This is a genomic window from Mycobacterium sp. ACS4331, assembly GCF_001667265.1.
GTDB lineage: Bacteria > Actinomycetota > Actinomycetes > Mycobacteriales > Mycobacteriaceae > Mycobacterium.
In genome coordinates, this window is sequence record NZ_LZHW01000075.1 from 46,328 (window position 1) to 62,714 (window position 16,387).

14 protein-coding genes are annotated in these 16,387 nt (G+C 67.4%); 5 read left to right on the plus strand and 9 right to left on the minus strand.

Going from position 1 to position 16,387, the window contains the following annotated elements:
* Positions 1 to 45 precede the first annotated feature (45 nt).
* Positions 46 to 663 (plus strand): hypothetical protein, encoded by a 618-nt coding sequence (locus tag A5727_RS18000; RefSeq protein WP_068252536.1) that lies wholly within the window; start codon positions 46 to 48, stop codon positions 661 to 663.
* A 67-nt stretch (positions 664 to 730) separates the two neighbouring features.
* Here the strand turns inward: A5727_RS18000 and A5727_RS18005 are convergent, their stop codons facing one another.
* A complete protein-coding gene (locus A5727_RS18005) occupies positions 731 to 1,945 on the minus strand; it encodes a cytochrome P450 (RefSeq protein WP_068252539.1) in 1,215 nt (404 codons plus the stop codon).
* 5 nt (positions 1,946 to 1,950) lie between these two features.
* The gene (gene purB / locus A5727_RS18010; RefSeq protein ID WP_068252637.1) at positions 1,951 to 3,369 is read right to left on the minus strand and encodes an adenylosuccinate lyase; all 1,419 of its coding nucleotides are present in this window, start codon (positions 3,367 to 3,369) and stop codon (positions 1,951 to 1,953) included.
* 40 nt (positions 3,370 to 3,409) lie between these two features.
* Here purB and relZ point away from each other — a divergent pair, with 40 nt between their 5' ends.
* A complete protein-coding gene (gene relZ, locus A5727_RS18015) occupies positions 3,410 to 5,140 on the plus strand; it encodes a bifunctional ribonuclease/(p)ppGpp synthase (protein WP_068252542.1) in 1,731 nt (576 codons plus the stop codon).
* 4 nt (positions 5,141 to 5,144) lie between these two features.
* Here the strand turns inward: relZ and A5727_RS18020 are convergent, their stop codons facing one another.
* Together A5727_RS18020 and A5727_RS18025 are read right to left on the minus strand one after the other, a co-directional pair.
* Complete coding sequence (locus A5727_RS18020; RefSeq protein ID WP_068252545.1) at positions 5,145 to 6,572, minus strand: APC family permease; 1,428 nt, start codon at positions 6,570 to 6,572, stop codon at positions 5,145 to 5,147.
* Positions 6,573 to 6,680: 108 nt separating this feature from the next.
* Complete coding sequence (locus A5727_RS18025) at positions 6,681 to 7,313, minus strand: TetR/AcrR family transcriptional regulator (protein ID WP_068252548.1); 633 nt, start codon at positions 7,311 to 7,313, stop codon at positions 6,681 to 6,683.
* Positions 7,314 to 7,371: 58 nt separating this feature from the next.
* On the opposite strand from A5727_RS18025, the gene A5727_RS18030 reads away from it, so the two are divergent.
* Together A5727_RS18030 and A5727_RS18035 are read left to right on the plus strand one after the other, a co-directional pair.
* Positions 7,372 to 8,262, plus strand: coding sequence for an alpha/beta hydrolase-fold protein (locus A5727_RS18030; RefSeq protein WP_068252639.1), 891 nt, complete (start codon positions 7,372 to 7,374; stop codon positions 8,260 to 8,262).
* Between the two features lie 89 nt (positions 8,263 to 8,351).
* A complete protein-coding gene (locus tag A5727_RS18035; protein ID WP_068252551.1) occupies positions 8,352 to 9,650 on the plus strand; it encodes an amidohydrolase family protein in 1,299 nt (432 codons plus the stop codon).
* Positions 9,651 to 9,698: 48 nt separating this feature from the next.
* On the opposite strand, the gene A5727_RS18040 is transcribed toward A5727_RS18035, so the two are convergent.
* From A5727_RS18040 to A5727_RS18050, 3 genes are all read right to left on the minus strand, one after another.
* Positions 9,699 to 10,934: a cytochrome P450 gene (locus tag A5727_RS18040; protein ID WP_068252554.1), complete on the minus strand. Its 1,236-nt coding sequence runs from the start codon at positions 10,932 to 10,934 to the stop codon at positions 9,699 to 9,701.
* An 84-nt stretch (positions 10,935 to 11,018) separates the two neighbouring features.
* Positions 11,019 to 11,876 (minus strand): SDR family oxidoreductase, encoded by an 858-nt coding sequence (locus A5727_RS18045; protein ID WP_068252643.1) that lies wholly within the window; start codon positions 11,874 to 11,876, stop codon positions 11,019 to 11,021.
* A 16-nt stretch (positions 11,877 to 11,892) separates the two neighbouring features.
* Entirely contained in the window at positions 11,893 to 12,918 is a 1,026-nt protein-coding gene (locus tag A5727_RS18050) for an LLM class F420-dependent oxidoreductase (RefSeq protein ID WP_068252557.1), read from the minus strand.
* 88 nt (positions 12,919 to 13,006) lie between these two features.
* On the opposite strand from A5727_RS18050, the gene A5727_RS18055 reads away from it, so the two are divergent.
* Positions 13,007 to 14,509: an acyl-CoA carboxylase subunit beta gene (locus A5727_RS18055; RefSeq protein ID WP_068252561.1), complete on the plus strand. Its 1,503-nt coding sequence runs from the start codon at positions 13,007 to 13,009 to the stop codon at positions 14,507 to 14,509.
* Between the two features lie 128 nt (positions 14,510 to 14,637).
* Here the strand turns inward: A5727_RS18055 and A5727_RS18060 are convergent, their stop codons facing one another.
* Together A5727_RS18060 and A5727_RS18065 are read right to left on the minus strand one after the other, a co-directional pair.
* Positions 14,638 to 15,165: a hypothetical protein gene (locus A5727_RS18060; protein ID WP_231992149.1), complete on the minus strand. Its 528-nt coding sequence runs from the start codon at positions 15,163 to 15,165 to the stop codon at positions 14,638 to 14,640.
* A 152-nt stretch (positions 15,166 to 15,317) separates the two neighbouring features.
* On the minus strand, positions 15,318 to 16,361 hold the full coding sequence (locus A5727_RS18065; protein WP_068252649.1) for a TIGR03857 family LLM class F420-dependent oxidoreductase: 1,044 nt from the start codon (positions 16,359 to 16,361) through the stop codon (positions 15,318 to 15,320).
* Between the last annotated feature and the right edge of the window lie 26 nt (positions 16,362 to 16,387).

Here is a 16,387-nt window from a genome sequence, read left to right on the forward strand (position 1 = left end):
CGGGATGCCCCACGGCGACGAGCCCGACGTGTTGGGATCACAGTCATGACTTCCCGGTATGTCCCCTACGCCACCCGACCACACCGATTCCTGATGCAGTTCCTCAGCGATGTCGTGGTGATCGGCTGGATCGTCATCTGGGTGCTGGTCGGCGTCGCGGTGCACGCGGCGGTCGCCGCCATCGCGGGAGTCGGCCGGCAGGTCGAGGGCGGCGCCAACGGAATCTCGGAGAACCTCAAGTCCGCCAGCGGCAGCGTCGACGGGGTGCCGTGGATCGGCGACGACCTGAGCAGGCCGCTGAACGCCGCGAGCGAGGCCGCGCTCGATCTGGCCGGCGCGGGCAGCAGCCTCAACAGCACCGCGACGTGGTTGGCCTGGGTGCTGGCGATCGCGGTCGCCGCGACGCCCATCCTCGCGGTCGCAGGGCCGTGGCTGTATCTGCGCATCCGGTTCTTCCGCCGGAAGTGGACGGCCATCGCGCTGGCCGCGACACCGGCCGGTGAGCAGCTGCTGGCGCTGCGTGCGCTGGCGAACCGCCCTCTGCGCAAACTGACCGCGGTGAGCGTCGATCCCGTCGGCGCGTGGCGGCGAGAGGACCCGATCGCCGTGCGCGGCCTGGCCAATCTCGAACTGCGTTCGGCGGGTCTGCGCCGCCGTTCCTGAGCCGCCGAGATCGACACCAGGGCTGTGAGCGAGCGTGGTTCCACAGCCCTGGTGTCGATCTCGGCGCTCACACGGAGAACACGACAGGCAGGTGCCGCATCCCGGTGTGCCGATTGCTGCGCGTCCACTCGACGGGCCCGGACAGGTGCGCCGCCGAGAACCGCGACAGCAGTTCCTCGAACAGCACCCGCAGCTCGAGGCGGGCCAGGTTCGCGCCGAGGCAGTAGTGCACGCCATAGCCGAAACCCAGGTGCGGGTTGGGCTTTCGGGTCACGTCGAACCGCTCGGGGTCGGCGAACACCAACGGATCGCGGTTGGCCGACGCCTCCCAGATCTGCACCTTCTGCCCGGGCTCGATCGCACACCCGCCCAGCGACACCGCCCGGGTCGCGGTGCGCCGCTTCGACGGCGACGGCGACGTCCAGCGCACCATCTCCTCGATCGCAGTGGGCAGCAGCGCGCGGTCCGCACGCACCGCGGCGAACTGATCGGGGTGCTCGATCAGCGCCAGCAGGCCGCCCGCGACGGCGTTTCGGGTGGTCTCGGCACCCGCGCTGAACAGCAGGCTGAAGAACAGGTAGAGCTCCAGGTCGGACAACGCGGGATCCTCGGCGTTGGCCACGACCGAGAGCATGTCGTCGGTCGGCTTGGCCCGTTTGGCCGCGATCAGCTCCTGCCCGTAGGTGTACATCCGGGAACCGGCCTCCTCGGCGGTGAGCTGGCCCAGTGACGCCTTCCGGGAACCGCCGAAGTCGAACTGCGGCTCGATCGCCTGGAACAACCAGTGCCGTTCGGACTCGGGCACTCCCAGGAGGATGCAGATCATCTGCATCGGCAGCTCGGCCGCGACCTCGACCAGGAAGTCCAGCGGCTCGCCGGGCACCACAGCGTCCAGCAGGTTGCGGGCCCGCACCCGCAGGTCGTCCTCGACCCGGGCGATCATCCGCGGTGTCAGCCCGGAGCTGACCAGGCGCCGGACCTCGGCATGCCGCGGATCGTCCATCATGTTGAGCACCTGACCTGCGACCGCCAGATCCTGCAGCAGGGTGCCCCCGAACGGCCGTGTCCCGCCGGTGACCGAGGAGAAGGTCAGCGGATCACGCAACACCGCAAGGGTTTCGGCGTGCGTGGCCACCGACCAGAAGCCCTCGCCGTCCGGAGTGTGCTCCGTGGGTTCGTGCCAGAACACCGGCGCGGTGCGACGGTGCAGATCGAACAGTTCATGGGGGAACCCAGCCGAGAAGTTGTCGAGGTCCGTGAGATCGATGCCCGCGGTCAACATGTCGACTAGAGGATCGCGCCGGGCGTGTACTTCGCGGCCTCGGGATGTTGGCGCACCAACTCCTCGACCTTGGACACCACGGCGTCGACCTGATCCCCGGCCGCACCGGTGAACGCCGACTTGTCCGCCAGCGCGGCGTCCAGGGCGGCGCGATCCAGCGGCAGCCGCGAGTCGGCGGCCAACCGGTCCAGCAGATCGGGCTCGCGGCCCTGCTCGCGCATCGCCAGCGCGACCGCCACGGCGTGCTCCTTGATCACCTCGTGGGCGGTCTCCCGGCCCACGCCCGCACGCACCGCGGCCATCAGGATTCGGGTGGTCGCCAGGAACGGCAGGTACCGGTCCAGCTCGCGTTGGATGACGGCCGGGTAGGCGCCGAACTCGTCGAGGACGGTCAGGAACGTCTCAGTCTGCCCGTCGAGGGCGAAGAAGGCGTCCGGCAGCGCGACGCGGCGCACCACCGAGCAGAACACGTCACCCTCGTTCCACTGCGCGCCGGCCAGTTCGGCGGCCATCGACGCGTAGCCGCGCAGCACCACCTGCAGACCGTTGACCCGCTCGCACGAGCGGGTGTTCATCTTGTGCGGCATGGCCGACGAACCCACCTGGCCGGGCGCGAAACCCTCGGTCACCAGTTCATGGCCGGCCATCAGCCGCACGGTGTGCGCGAACGACGACGGGCCCGCGCCCAGCTGCACGAGCGCCGAGAGCACGTCGTGGTCGAGCGAGCGCGGGTACACCTGGCCGACGCTGTCGAACACCGTCGAGAACCCGAGGAACCCCGCGACCCGGGACTCCAGTTCGGCCAACCGGACCGAGTCCCCGTCGAACAGGTCGAGCATGTCCTGCGCGGTGCCCATCGGGCCCTTGATGCCGCGCAGCGGGTAGCGGTCGAGCAGTTCGCGGACCCGCTGCAGGGCGATCAGGGTCTCCTGCGCGGCAGAGGCGAACCGCTTGCCCAGGGTCGTGGCCTGCGCCGCGACGTTATGGGACCGCCCCGCCATCACCTGATCCCGATAGGTCACCGCGCGGTCGGCCAACCGGGCCACGACGGCGACGCCGTGGGAGAACACCAACTCCAGCGACTGCCGGATCTGCAACTGCTCGACGTTCTCGGTGAGGTCACGGCTGGTCATGCCCTTGTGCACGTGCTCGTGCCCGGCCAGGGCGTTGAACTCCTCGATCCGGGCCTTGACGTCGTGGCGCGTCACCCGCTCGCGCGCCGCGATGGACGCCAGGTCGACGTTCTCGAGCACCCGCTCATAATCGGCGACGACACCGTCGGGAACCGCGATGCCCAGCTCAGCCTGCGCTCGCAGGACAGCCAGCCACAGTCGACGCTCGGCGATGATCTTGGCTTCGGGCGACCAGATGGCGACCATTTCCGCGCTGGCATAGCGCGCCGCCAAGACATTGGGAATGCTCACGAACACACAGCCTATCGGCCCGGTGGTGCACAGTAGACCGATGCACTTCGTCGGACTGGATCTGGCCTGGGGACAGCGCAAGCCCACTGGGATCGCGGTCGTGGACGGCGCGACCGCACGACTGGTCTGTCTGGGCGCCGCCCAGGACGACGCCAGCATCCATGCCGCGCTGCAGCCCTACGTGGCCGGTCCGTGCGTGGTCGCGATGGACGCGCCGCTGATCGTGGTCAACCCGACGGGCCAACGGCCCTGCGAGCGGCAGTTGAACGCGGACTTCGGCCGGTTCCAGGCCGGTGCGCATCCCGCCAACACCAGCAAGCCCGAGTTCGCCGACACCCCACGCGGCGCCCGCATCGCCGCGGACCTCGGCCTCGACATCGACCCCGACTCGACGTCAGACCGGCGCGCCATCGAGGTGTATCCGCATCCGGCGACCATCGCGCTGTTCCGGCTCGGCCGCACCCTCAAGTACAAGGCCAAACCCGGTCGCAGCGTCGCTGCGCTGCGCGCCGAACTGCTGCTTCTGATGGACCACATCGAGCATCTCGCGCGCCGCGATCCGCCGCTGCGGGTCACCGACAACGACCAGTGGGCAGAACTGCGGGAGACGGTCGAGACCGCCGAACGCAAGAGCGACCTGCGCCGCGCCGAGGACCCCGTCGACGCCGTGGTGTGCGCGTACGTCGCCATGTACGCAACCCTGCGACCCGAGGACGTGACGACCTACGGCGACGGACAGACCGGTTACATCGTCACCCCGACGCTTCCGCCCGACCTCGAACCCGCCCCGCGCGAGGCCACACCCCCAGCCGTTCTCGACGCCATCGCCGAGTACGCGCAGCGGGTCCCCGCGCTCAAGGACACCACGCAGCGCTACCTCGAACACGTCTCCACCCTCATCGATGACGCCGGCATCAACTACGTCAGCGTCACGGGACGGACCAAGACCGTCGCGTCGTTCGCCGCCAAGGCTGAGCGCAGCATCGACGGCCATCGCCTCTACACCGATCCGCTGTCCGAGATCACCGATCAGGTCGGGCTGCGGGTCATCACCTACCTGCGCGACGACGTGACGGCCGTGGCCAACCTCCTCGGTGAGGAGATGCGGATGCTCGACGATCGCGATATGGGCCTCGAGACCGCCAGCGAGGGGCGCTGGGGATACGCGAGCCGACATCTGCTCGTCGCACTTGAGGGTGAGCAGCAGCCGGCCTCGGTGCAGGTGCGCACAATCCTGCAGCACGCGTGGGCGCAGTTCGAGCACGACGTCCGCTACAAGGGATCCATCCCCGAAGAGGACGCCCCCGACCTCGACCGCCGGTTCACCCTCGCCGCCGGTCTGCTGGAACTGGCCGACCGCGAGTTCTCGGCCATTCGGGAGCGGTTACGCGCCGCACCTCCCGCCGAACGTGCCGAGGAGCCGACCAGCGATCCGCGCATCCCGACCGCGGTGCTCGCGACCCACCTGGGCAACAGGTTCCCCGACGCCGGTTGGTCTCGCACCGACCACTACGCCTGGATCTCGGGTCTGCTGGTGGAACTTGGAGTCTCCTCACTCGACGACCTCGAGTCGGCGCTGGCCGACGTCGACAGCCCCGCGGTCAACACGGCACTGGCCTACCGGTATCCCGCCGGCGCGGTCCGGCGCCTCGACGACGTGCTGCTCGCGGCGTTCGGCAGCCGCTACCTCGAACTTGCCGGCAACACCCATCGTGTCGCGCGGCTTGAGGCCAGGCTCGAGCGACTGCGCGAGGCCGGCTTGACGCGGTAGGCCGTCAGTCCGGCGCGTCCCCGAGATGGGTCGGGTCGGTGATGCCGGTGGATCTGATGCCGAGCTGCCGGTTGATCGCCATGGTCAGGAGGAACAGTGCGATTCCGATCGCGACCAACACCGCGGCCAGGATGTACTGCTGCGCAGGGCGTCCCGACAGGGGCGTCACCAGATACAGCGACGTCAGGAAGCCGACGATCGGCAGCACTGTGGGTGTGGTGAAGTGCCCCCCGACCGCCTTCACATCCCGGCGCAGCACCAGCACCGCGATGTTGACCATCGCGAACACCGCAAGCAGCAGCAGCGACGTGGTTCCGCCCAACACCGAGATCGCATTGCTGTTGGCGAAAGCGGTGACGTAGAAGATCAATCCGAACGCGATGAGCGTGGTGAAGATGATGGCCGCCCACGGTGAGCGCCGCGTCGGATGCACCACGCCGAGCGCGGCGGGCAGCACGTGCTGGCGCGACATACCGTAGATCAGGCGGCTGGCCATGAGCATGTTGATCAGTGCGGTGTTGGCGACGGCGAACATTGAGATGAACGGCAGGATGGTCTCGATCGGCAGCCCCGGCGCTCCGGCCTTGACCACCTCCACCAGGGGCGTGTCACTGGCCTCCAGCGTGCCGACCGGCACCAGCGCCACTGCGACGACCGCCACCAGCACGTAGACGAAACCCGCGATCCCCAAACCGCTCAGCAGTACTTTGGGGAAGATCTTGACGGGGTCCTTGGTCTCCTCGGCCATGTTGACCGAGTCCTCGAAGCCGACCATCGCAAAGAACGCCAGGGACGTCGCGGTGGTCACCGCGACGAACACGTTCTTGTCCGTCGCGGTCTCGAAGGCGACGACCCGCGAGAAGTCGACGTCCGCGCCACCGCCGGTGAACGCCCACAACCCGACGAAGATCACCAGGAGCAGACCGGTGATCTCGACGACCGTCAGCAACACGTTGAGCCGCACGCTCTCGCCCACACCGCGGAAGTTCACGATCGCCAGCAGCGCCATGAACAGCAGCGCCACGATGACGACACCCGTTTTGCCCCAGTCGAACTCGAAGGCCACGAAGAAGTTCGCGGCGAAGAACCTCGACGCGGTGGACGCCGAGGTGATGCCCGAGCACATCACGATGAACGCCACCAGGAAGGTCACGAACTGCACCCCGAACGCCTTGTGCGCATACAGCGCCGCGCCCGCGGCCTGAGGGTATTTGGTGACCAGTTCGAGGTAGCTGAAGGCCGTGATGGTGGCGATCAGGAACGCCACCAGGAAGGGCAGCCACGCGGCCCCGCCGACTTCGGCGGCCACATCGCCGGTCAGTGCGTAGACACCGGTGCCGAGGATGTCCCCGACCACGAACAGCAACAGCAGGCCCGGACCCATGACCCGCTTGAGCGCAGGCTGCTCGGTCACTGTCTCGGGCTTCGTCATGCTGCCTCCCTCAGGCTCTGCGGTGACTCCATCATCTGCCTCACGCGCTCGAGATGCCGACTCAATGCCCGAACCGGCGAGTCGCCAGCAACCCGTGCCGTACGCGGGTCACACCGGCAGCGCGCGCCTCTCGTAAGGCGCCAACGCGTCAATGACGTCGATGAGGGTGGCCCGCGCGGTGTCCTGCGGCGAACTGGAGTCGTCGATGAGCGCGGACACCACGGCGCCGTCGACCGCGCACACCAGTGCGGAGATCAGTTCGGGCCGCGCCGAACGTCCGGACCGCTCGACAGCCTCGCCCACGGCCTCGGTCCGCTGCTGCAGCATCCTGCGCTGGATGTCACGAAGGGCGGGTTGGCGCGCACACGCGATGTAGCGCTCGTAGCGGGAGATCAGCTGTTCGTAGGCGACGGTGTCGACACCCTCGTGGTCGACCAGCAGTTCGACGAGCACGTCAGCCGTCGTCTCGGCACCGCGGCGCCGTTTCGACAACCCAGCCACGCGCGCCCGCAGTTGCGCAGCCTCCCGCATACCGATGAACTCGACTGCCGCGGCGATCAGGTCGTCCAGCGAGGAGAAGTAGTAGGTGGTCGATGCGAGCGGCAGGCCCGCACGCCGGGCCACGGCGCGGTGCCGGACTGCTTCGAATCCCCCTTCGGACAGCAGATCGGCGGCGGCGCTGACCAAAGCGCACCGCCGACGTTCTCCTTTCGGAGTCACCGCTGCCGTCACAATGAGCATGCTGCCAGTCACCAGGGCACACTGGGCGTTTTCGGGCAAACCCCTGCGCGATGGCAGTATGGCCGGTATGGCAGACCTCAGCCGCCGCGCCGTCCTGCGTCTCGCGATGGGGGCGGCCGCCGGCGCGGCGGGCGCCTATGCCGCATCCGGCGTTCTGAGCACACAGCCCTCCACCGCCACTCCTGTTGCACCACCAGCCCCTTTGGCCCCAGTGACACCGCTGAGTCCGCCTTCGGCGGCGCCCACGATGAGCACCGGATCGTTCGTGTCCGCCGCCCGCGGCGGTGTCGCCACCAACTGGGCCATTGCGCGGCCGCCCGGCCAAACCTCCGCGCTTCGCCCGGTGATCGCGCTGCATGGCAAAGGCAGCGACGCCGCCGCGGTGATGGCCGGCGGAGTCGAGCAGGGCTTGGCCCAGGCCGTCGAAGCGGGCCTGCCGCCGTTCGCCGTGGTCGCCGTTGACGGGGGCGGAAGCTACTGGCACAGGCGGGCATCGGGTGAGGATTCGGGCGCGATGGTGCTCGACGAACTGCTCCCCATGCTGGATTCCCAGGGCCTGGACACGTCGCGGGTCGCGTTTCTGGGCTGGTCGATGGGCGGCTACGGCGCCCTGCTGCTCGGCGGCCGGTTGGGCCCGGCCCGCACGGCCGCGATTGTGGCCGTCAGTCCGGCACTGTGGCTGTCGTCCGGGGCCTCCGCCCCGGGCGCGTTCGACGGCCCCGAGGACTTCGCCGCAAACAACGTGTTCGGCATGCCCGCGTTGAACTCGATTCCGATCCGGATCGACTGCGGCACCAGCGATCCCTTCTACGGCGCGACGCAGGAGTTCATCGGCCAGTTGGCCACCCCGCCTGCGGGCGGGTTCTCCCCCGGCGGGCACGACGGGGGATTCTGGAGCGCTCAACTGCCCGGCGAACTGACCTGGCTCGCGCCACTGCTCACCGCCTGATTCACCCGTTCACTTCGCCGAACTCGGCCTCGCCCTGACCGCATCCTCAGTATCGTGGTGTCTACCGTATGCCTATCGGGAGGATGCCAGTGAACAAGGACGACATGATTCTGATCAGCGTGGATGATCACATCATTGAGCCGCCGGACATGTTCAAGAATCATCTGCCGGCCAGGTATGTCGATGAGGCGCCGCGGTTGGTGCACAACGCCGATGGGTCCGACACCTGGCAGTTCCGGGATGTGGTGATTCCGAATGTGGCGTTGAATGCGGTGGCGGGCCGGCCGAAGGAGGAGTACGGGCTGGAGCCGCAGGGTCTCGATGAGATCCGCCCGGGTTGTTATGACCCGGCCGAGCGGGTCAAGGACATGAGTGCCGGTGGGGTTCTTGCCACGATGAACTTCCCGTCGTTTCCCGGGTTCGCCGCGCGGTTGTTCGCCACCGAGGATGCGGAGTTCTCGTTGGCGTTGGTGCAGGCCTACAACGACTGGCACATCGACGAGTGGTGCGGCAGTCATCCGGGGCGGTTCATTCCGATGGCGATCCCGGCGATCTGGGATCCGCAGTTGTGTGCCGATGAGGTGCGCCGGGTCAACAAGAAGGGCGTGCATTCGCTGACCTTCACCGAGAACCCGTCGACCCTGGGGTATCCGTCGTTTCATGATCTGGAGTACTGGCGGCCGTTGTGGGAGGCGCTGGTGGAGACCGACACGGTGATGAATGTGCACATCGGGTCCTCGGGCAAGTTGGCGATCACCGCTCCGGATGCGCCGATGGACGTGATGATCACGCTGCAGCCGATGAACATCGTCCAGGCCGCCGCCGATCTGTTGTGGTCAGCGCCGATCAAGGAGTTCCCGGATCTCAAGATCGCGTTGAGTGAGGGTGGGACGGGCTGGATTCCGTATTTCCTGGATCGGGTGGACCGCACCTATGAGATGCATTCGACGTGGACCCATCAGGACTTCGGGGGGAAGTTGCCCTCGGAGGTGTTCCGGGAGCATTTCATGACCTGTTTCATCTCTGATCCGGTCGGGGTGAAGAACCGGCATCTGATCGGAGTGGACAACATCTGCTGGGAGATGGACTACCCGCACTCGGATTCGATGTGGCCCGGCGCCCCCGAGGAGCTCATGGCGGTGTTCGACACCTATGACGTCACCGATGACGAGATCAACAAGATCACCCACGAGAACGCCATGCGGCTCTACCACTTCGACCCGTTCACCCACATCCCCAAAGACCAGGCCACCGTCGGGGCATTGAGGAAGGCCGCGGAGGGGCACGATGTGTCCATCCGCGCCCTCTCCCATCACGAGAGTCGCGGTGACAAGCACAGTCTCGATGCGCTCACCGCGGCGGCGAAGGCCAACTCGGCCCCGCGCTGACGCTCAGACGACAAGGCGGCCAACCCAACCGGGTTGGCCGCCTTTGGGTCAGGAGAGCTCGTAGCGGATCGGCAGGTGCTTGAGGCCGCCGACGAACGTCGTCGCCATGTGCTGCGGTGCACCGGCGAGTTCCACCGACTTCAACCGCGGCAGGAGCTCGGAGAAGAAGCTGTTGACCTCGAGCCGAGCCAGCGCCGCACCCAGACAGAAATGCACGCCGTACCCAAACGCGATGTGCTTGTTGGGGTCTCGGCCGATGTCGAACCTGAACGGTTCGTCAAAGACGTCCTCGTCCCGGTTGCCCGACACGTAGGACAGCAGCACCGACTCGCCCTTGGCGATGCGCACACCACGAATCTCGTAGTCCTGCTGCGCCGTGCGCATGAACTCCTTGACCGGCGTGGACCAGCGGATCATCTCTTCGACCGCCAACGGCATCAAGCTGGGGTCGGCCTGCAGCCTGGCCAACTGGTCGGGGTTCTCCAGCAGGGCCAGCATGCCCCCGCCGATGGCGGCGCTGGTGGTGTCATGTCCCGCGGCAGCAACGATCAGGTAGTAGGACACCGTGTCGATGTCGGACAGCGGCTCACCGTTGATAGTGGCGTTCGCAATCGTCGACGCCAGGTCGTCGGTCGGGTTGGCGCGCCGTGATGCGGTCAGTTCGGTGAAGTACTGGAACATCTCCAGCAGCGACACCATCTGTTCTTCCTTGGTTTCGCCGCGCTGGTACTCGTCGTCGTCATTGCCGAACAACTCCTGCGTCCACTTCAACATCGACTTGAAGTCCTGCTCGGGCACCCCGAGCAGGGTCATGATCATGTACAGGGGGTAGTTCGCCGCGACCTGCTGCGCGAAGTCACATTCCGGGCCAGCCTCGGCCATCTGGTCGACGAACCGCTTGGCCAACTCGTCGGCGCGGTCCTTCAACGCACGCATGGCCTTGGGCCGAAACCAGTTCGCCCCGATCGCCCGCAGATCGCGATGCAGCGGATCGTCGGTATGGATCAGCGTGCGGACGCCGACGGCGGCCTGCTGTTCATCGCCCTCCCGGGTGACCAGCACCGGGCGGGGCGAGTTGGTGAAGATGTCGTTGGCCCGCTCGATCTCCATGATGTCGGCGTGCTTGGTGACGGCCCAGAACGGCGCATAGTTGTCCACCTCGACCCACGACACCGGTGCCGTGGCCCGAAGCTGTGCCAGACCCGCATGCAGCCTGGCCTCGTCGGTGTAGGCCTTCGGGTCGGCCAGCATCGCCCCTGGGGACTCGACCACCGGATTGCTCATCGCTGCTCCCGCCTCGTCACGGTGACACCGGCCACTGTTCGAAGTCACAGTAGCAGTTCCCGTAATGACTTCGGTATCGGGACCTCAGGTCTGCTGAGCCTCGTCGAGCACGCCTGTCGCGGCCTCCGCGCGCTCCGCATAGGCCCTGCGCGCGGTCGCGTCGAAATCCAGGAACAGCCGATCCGAACCCATGCTGCGGTTCAGCCAGCGACGCCCTCGAGGGCCGAGCAACGACAGCGCAGGTGAGATGAACCGCATCGGATACGGCACGGCCACATGCGTCTTCGGCCTGTCCAGGACGCGGGCGACGGCCTTGGCGATCACCTCCGGAGCGACTGGCCTGCTCGCCCCAGTCCCTTTGGTGCCCGCGATCAGGTCGGTTCGCGTGAACGGCGGCATGACGACGCTGACCTGTACGCCCTGCGGAGCGAACTCGTCGGCCATCGCGGTCGACAAACCCACGACCGCGAACTTGGTGCCCGCATAGACGACCTGGCCGGGAACCGGGACGACACCGGCCAACGACGCGATGTTGACGATGTGGCCACTTCCGCGCGCGGTCATCTCGGGCAGCACCAACCTGCTGCCGTTGAGCACGCCGTAGAAGTTCACCTCGATCGCGGCGCGAATCGCCCGCTCCGACTGGCCGAGGAACGCGCCAACCGGCATCACTCCGGCGTTGTTCACCAGCACGTCGACTCGGCCGTCCCCGTCCCGGCGGGCCGCATCGAGGAAGCCCGCGAACGACTCGGGGTCGGTGACGTCGAGTGCGTGGCCCGTGACCGGCCCGGAAAGGCCGGCGACTGCCCCACGCAGGGCGGCGACGTCGCGGTCTCCGATCACCACCCGCGCACCACGCGCCAGCATGGCCTTGGCGGTCGCGTACCCGATACCGCGGGCCGCTCCGGTGATGGCGATCGTCTTACCGCTGATCCTGTCCACCATGTCACTTCTCCTGTCAGCGGGCGGTGCGCACCTCGTCGAGCACCGTGGCGATCACGGGTTCCGGTGTGCCCGAGGGAAATCCGGGAAGCACGCGGTCGATCACGCCGGCGCACCGCTTGGCCAGGGCCGCCGCGACCTCGTCGACGGGGGCCATCACCGCGAACGCGCCCAGAATCTCGTCGTCGATGAGCGCGGACATCGCATCCCATTCGCCCTCGAGGGACAGCCGGCGCAATTCGGGCTGAAGCTCACCCCACCCGTGCAGGTCGAGTACGCGGCGATACGCCGGCGTCGACGCATAGAACGCGATCTGCTTACGGAACGCCGCCGCGGAGGTCGACATCTCGTCCTCGTCGCGTCCCGTCACCACGAACACCGGACTCGAGACCTCGATGTCGACACGGTCCCTCGACTCCCGCGCGAGCCCGCGTTGAAGGGCGGGAATGGTGACCTCGTCGAGGTAGCGCCGCGTCGTGAAGGCGTGCACCAGCAGGCCGTCGGCGGTGCGCCCACACATCTCGGTCATCGCCTCGCCCACGGCCGCGACGAACACCTTGGGATCCGGAAAGTCCGACGGTTCCGGGGTGAACATCGGCGTCATGAGCTTGTGGGTGTAGAACTCCCCGTCGAAGCTCAGCCTGTCGCCGGTGTGCCAGCACCGCCAGATCTCCCGCAGCGCCGCGATGAACTCCGCCATGCGCCGCACCGGATGACTCCACGGCATCGAGAACCGTTTCTCGATGTGCGGCTGAATCTGCGTGCCCAGGCCCAGGATGAACCGGCCCTGTGAATACGACTGCAGGTCCCAGGCGGACTGCGCCACCGTCATCGGGGTGCGGGCGAACGCCACCGCGATGCTGGTGCCCAACTCGATCGACGTCGTGTACTCCGCAGCCAACAGCATCGACAGGAACGGATCGTGGTTGATCTCGCCCGTCCAGCAGCCGTCATAGCCGGCCTCTTCGTGCGCTCGGGCCGAGGCGCCTGCGCCGTCCAACCGGCCGGGGATACCACGGTCGATCTTCAACGTCCCGACCATGCCGGTGAAGCTACAGTAAGTGATTCGGTATGGTCAACGCTTCTGCGGTGAGCGTTAGGATCATGCCGTCGACCACCCGAGGAGACGTATGGCAGACGCGGAACGGCCCGACTGGATTGGCACGCTGGCCGATCTGAAACTCCGTCGCGAACGCTCCTACGCCATGGGCGGTCCCGAACGCCTGGCCAAGCATCGCGGCGCGGGCAGACTCGACGCCCGCGCCCGCATCGACGCCCTTCTCGACCCGGGCAGTTTCCGCGAGATCGGAACCCTCGTCGGGGGCGACGTCCCGGCGGACGGCATCGTCACAGGGTCCGGGGAGATCGACGGAACACCTGTGATGGTCGGTGCCGAGGACTTCACGACGATGGCGGGCACCATCGGCACGGGCAGCAACTCGAAACGGCACCGAATCGCCGAACTGGCGCTGCGCAACCGCATTCCGCTGGTGATGCTGCTGGAGGGGGCCGGGTTCCGTCCCGGCAAGCATGGGGGCGGACGCGCACCCATCGACCTGATCGCCCAGGCGCGCTGTTCGGGCATAGTCCCGACGGTCGCGGCCGTCATGGGTCCGTCGGCGGGTCACGGCGCACTCGTGGCGCCGGTGTGTGACTTCCGCATCATGACTGCGGGAGCGGCCATCTTCACCGCAGGCCCGCCCGTGGTGAAAGAGTCCACCGGAGAGGACATTTCAAAGGAGGACCTCGGTGGCCCCGACGTGGCCATATCCAGCGGTGTCATCCACAATCTCGCTCCCGACGACGAGGCCGCGCTGGCCGACATCCGGCGCTATCTGTCCTATTTCCCACCGACCTCGTGGAGTTATCCGCCGACACGGCCCGCCGATGCGTCGACTCGACCGCGGCCCACACCCGAACTGCTCGACATCATTCCGCGTGACAACCGCCGCGTCTATGACATCCGCAAGGTGATCGACGTGGTGTTCGACGCCCCCGACTGGTTCGAGGTGCAGCCTGGATTCGGTCGTGGAATCGTCTGCGCCCTGGCCCATCTCGGCGGCCATCCAGTGGCCGTGGTCGCCAATCAGCCGATGGTGATGGCTGGGTCCATCGACGCCGACGCCGCCGACAAGGCCGCGCACTTCATCATGGTCGCGGACTCCTTCCACCTGCCGATCGTCTTCCTGTCCGACAATCCCGGCATGCTCCCGGGCAGCAGGTCCGAACGAAGCGGCGTGCTGCGCGCGGGCGCACGCATGTTCGCGGCGCAGACCATGGCCACCACGCTCAAACTCCACCTCACGCTGCGCAAGGCCTACGGGTTCGGCTCGATGGTGATGTCGCTGTTGGGTTTCGACGATCAGGTGGCCACGTTCGGCTACCCGGGCTCGACCCTGGGCGCCATGAGCGCGGCGGCGCTGACCCGGGCGGCCAAGGTGGACGCTGAGGCGTCGGAGAAGCTGCACGAGGCCGAGACACAGGCGTCGTTCCGGTCCGCCGCGAAGCTCAGTTTCGATGAACTCATCGATCCCCGCGAGACCCGAGACGCCCTCTTGACAACGCTGGTGCGGGCCATGCACAGCCGGGCCGTGCCCGCGGAACCTGTGACGCGCACCGCGATCCTGCCCTGAATCGAGGCGTTCGGCGAGGCGCCGCATCTGACCCCGGCGAGGCGCCGCATCTGACCCCGGCGACGGGCCGTGTCTGTACGGTGACACCGCCGTCTTCGGCGTACAAAACCGGACGCTCGTGGGCCCTTTCAGGCCCGTCGGAAGCGCTCGACGGACTCCACCGCCTCGCCCACCGCCCCAGCGGCGGCCAACGCGCGCGCCTTGAACGCCCGCGCCGCGGCGCTCAGTTCGAGGGCGACGCCGTCGATCGAAGGCACGGAATCCCAGAACATCACCGGAACCCGGCCGGCTTCCAGGACGGCCTCGACGAAGGCGCCAACCCTCCCGTCGTCCGCGTGCGTCGCCGCAGACACGATCACCACATCGGGCGGCGCACTCGCCGTGACATCTGCCAGGTCATCCAGTCGTGCAAGCTGTCCGCCCAGAATCCGCACTGGATGCACGTCCTCGTCGTCGACGAAAACGGCGACATCCCAACCTGACAGCGACCTGTCGAAGGCAGAACCCCCGGCAGCCCGCACGGCCTCCGCGACCGAAGCCGCCACCACGGCGACGCGATACCTGCGGGCCTGCCTGCTCGGCGCCACATCAGCGAGAAGCTCGTCGACCCGCTGGACTGGTCCGCGCGTCAGTTGGCGCGCCTGCTGAACACCCATCGGCCCCACCTTCGCCTCGCTACTGTTGCGGCAACAGTAACAGCTACAAGTGACGCGCTCAATGCGGGAACTTCGGCCCGCACCGACGACGTGTCCGGGGTGCGAAACTGCAGGCGATCTGACGAGATTCCCGGCAGTTCCGCACGCTCACGTCACTCGCCGGCGCGATACGCCGCCACGATGGGTTCCAGTTCGTCGGGTGTGGCGCCGTGCATGATGACCGCGTCGGCGCCGTAGTCGAATTCCTTGCGCACCCGCTCGGCGCACTGCTGCGGGCTGCCGGTGGCCGCGATCTCCAACCACTCGTCGGGCAGCAGTGTCGCGATGTGCTCGATCTGCTCGGCGGACGCCTTGTGGTCGATGCCTCCGGGGATGGAGGTCACCACCGAGTCGGCCCGGAAGCGCTCCAGCACAGCCGGATCCCAATTGTTGGTCGACACCAGCAGGTCGCCGTATCCCTGCAGATAGGTGGCCAGGCGGGCGACGGTCTTCTTCAGCCGAAGCTCCTCGGGCAGGTGGTCACCGACGGTGGCGAAGCAGGACCAGACCTTCACCGAATCGGGGTCGCGGCCAGCCTGCTCGGCGGCCTCCTTGACGGTCTTGACACACCGCTGCAGCGTTTCGGGAGTGAAGTAGGTGTGCAGGATGACGTCGTCGAAGGCCCGGCCGCCGAGCTTGAGGGTTTCGGGACCGAAGGCCACCAACGCCAACCGGATGTCCTCGTTGAAGTCGGGATCCAGGAACAGCACCGGGTACTTCCCGATGGGCCCGTCGTGGTTGAAGATCAGCTCGCCGTGCCACAGGCGCCGCATCACCTGCGCGAAGTCCTCCATCTGCGCGGTGGTCACCGCCGAGATGCCGAACGCCTTGTACATCGCGCCAACCCCACGCCCGATCCCCAGGGTGAAACGCCCTCGCGAAAGCCGGTGCATGGTGGTCGCCCATGATCCGGTGATCAGCGGGTGCCGGGTGTTGTGGTTGGTCGCGGCGGTGGCGATCTGCATACGCGATGTGACGGCACACGCCGCGCCGGTCAACGACGAGGCCTCCTTGACGTTCCAGCGCTCCGAGATGAATGCTGTGCCGAAGCCCAGTTCTTCACCCCGGCGTGCCTCGTCCATGAGCGTCGCGGGCCCCTCTCCGCCGGCACCGGCCAGCAGGTAGTAGCCCAACTCATCGAGCACTCGATCGGTCATCGTCAGATCCTCTCCACGCACTTCGT

Coding starts and splice junctions, on each gene's coding strand:
- A5727_RS18030 (WP_068252639.1), top strand. CDS start 7,372: ATGGCCGGTATGGCAGACCTCAGCCGCCGCGCCGTCCTGCGTCTCGCG.
- A5727_RS18040 (WP_068252554.1), bottom strand. CDS start 10,934: ATGAGCAATCCGGTGGTCGAGTCCCCAGGGGCGATGCTGGCCGACCCG.
- A5727_RS18025 (WP_068252548.1), bottom strand. CDS start 7,313: ATGCTCATTGTGACGGCAGCGGTGACTCCGAAAGGAGAACGTCGGCGG.
- A5727_RS18060 (WP_231992149.1), bottom strand. CDS start 15,165: ATGGGTGTTCAGCAGGCGCGCCAACTGACGCGCGGACCAGTCCAGCGG.
- A5727_RS18000 (WP_068252536.1), top strand. CDS start 46: ATGACTTCCCGGTATGTCCCCTACGCCACCCGACCACACCGATTCCTG.
- relZ (WP_068252542.1), top strand. CDS start 3,410: ATGCACTTCGTCGGACTGGATCTGGCCTGGGGACAGCGCAAGCCCACT.
- A5727_RS18050 (WP_068252557.1), bottom strand. CDS start 12,918: ATGGTCGGGACGTTGAAGATCGACCGTGGTATCCCCGGCCGGTTGGAC.
- A5727_RS18020 (WP_068252545.1), bottom strand. CDS start 6,572: ATGACGAAGCCCGAGACAGTGACCGAGCAGCCTGCGCTCAAGCGGGTC.
- A5727_RS18005 (WP_068252539.1), bottom strand. CDS start 1,945: ATGTTGACCGCGGGCATCGATCTCACGGACCTCGACAACTTCTCGGCT.
- A5727_RS18065 (WP_068252649.1), bottom strand. CDS start 16,361: ATGACCGATCGAGTGCTCGATGAGTTGGGCTACTACCTGCTGGCCGGT.
- A5727_RS18055 (WP_068252561.1), top strand. CDS start 13,007: ATGGCAGACGCGGAACGGCCCGACTGGATTGGCACGCTGGCCGATCTG.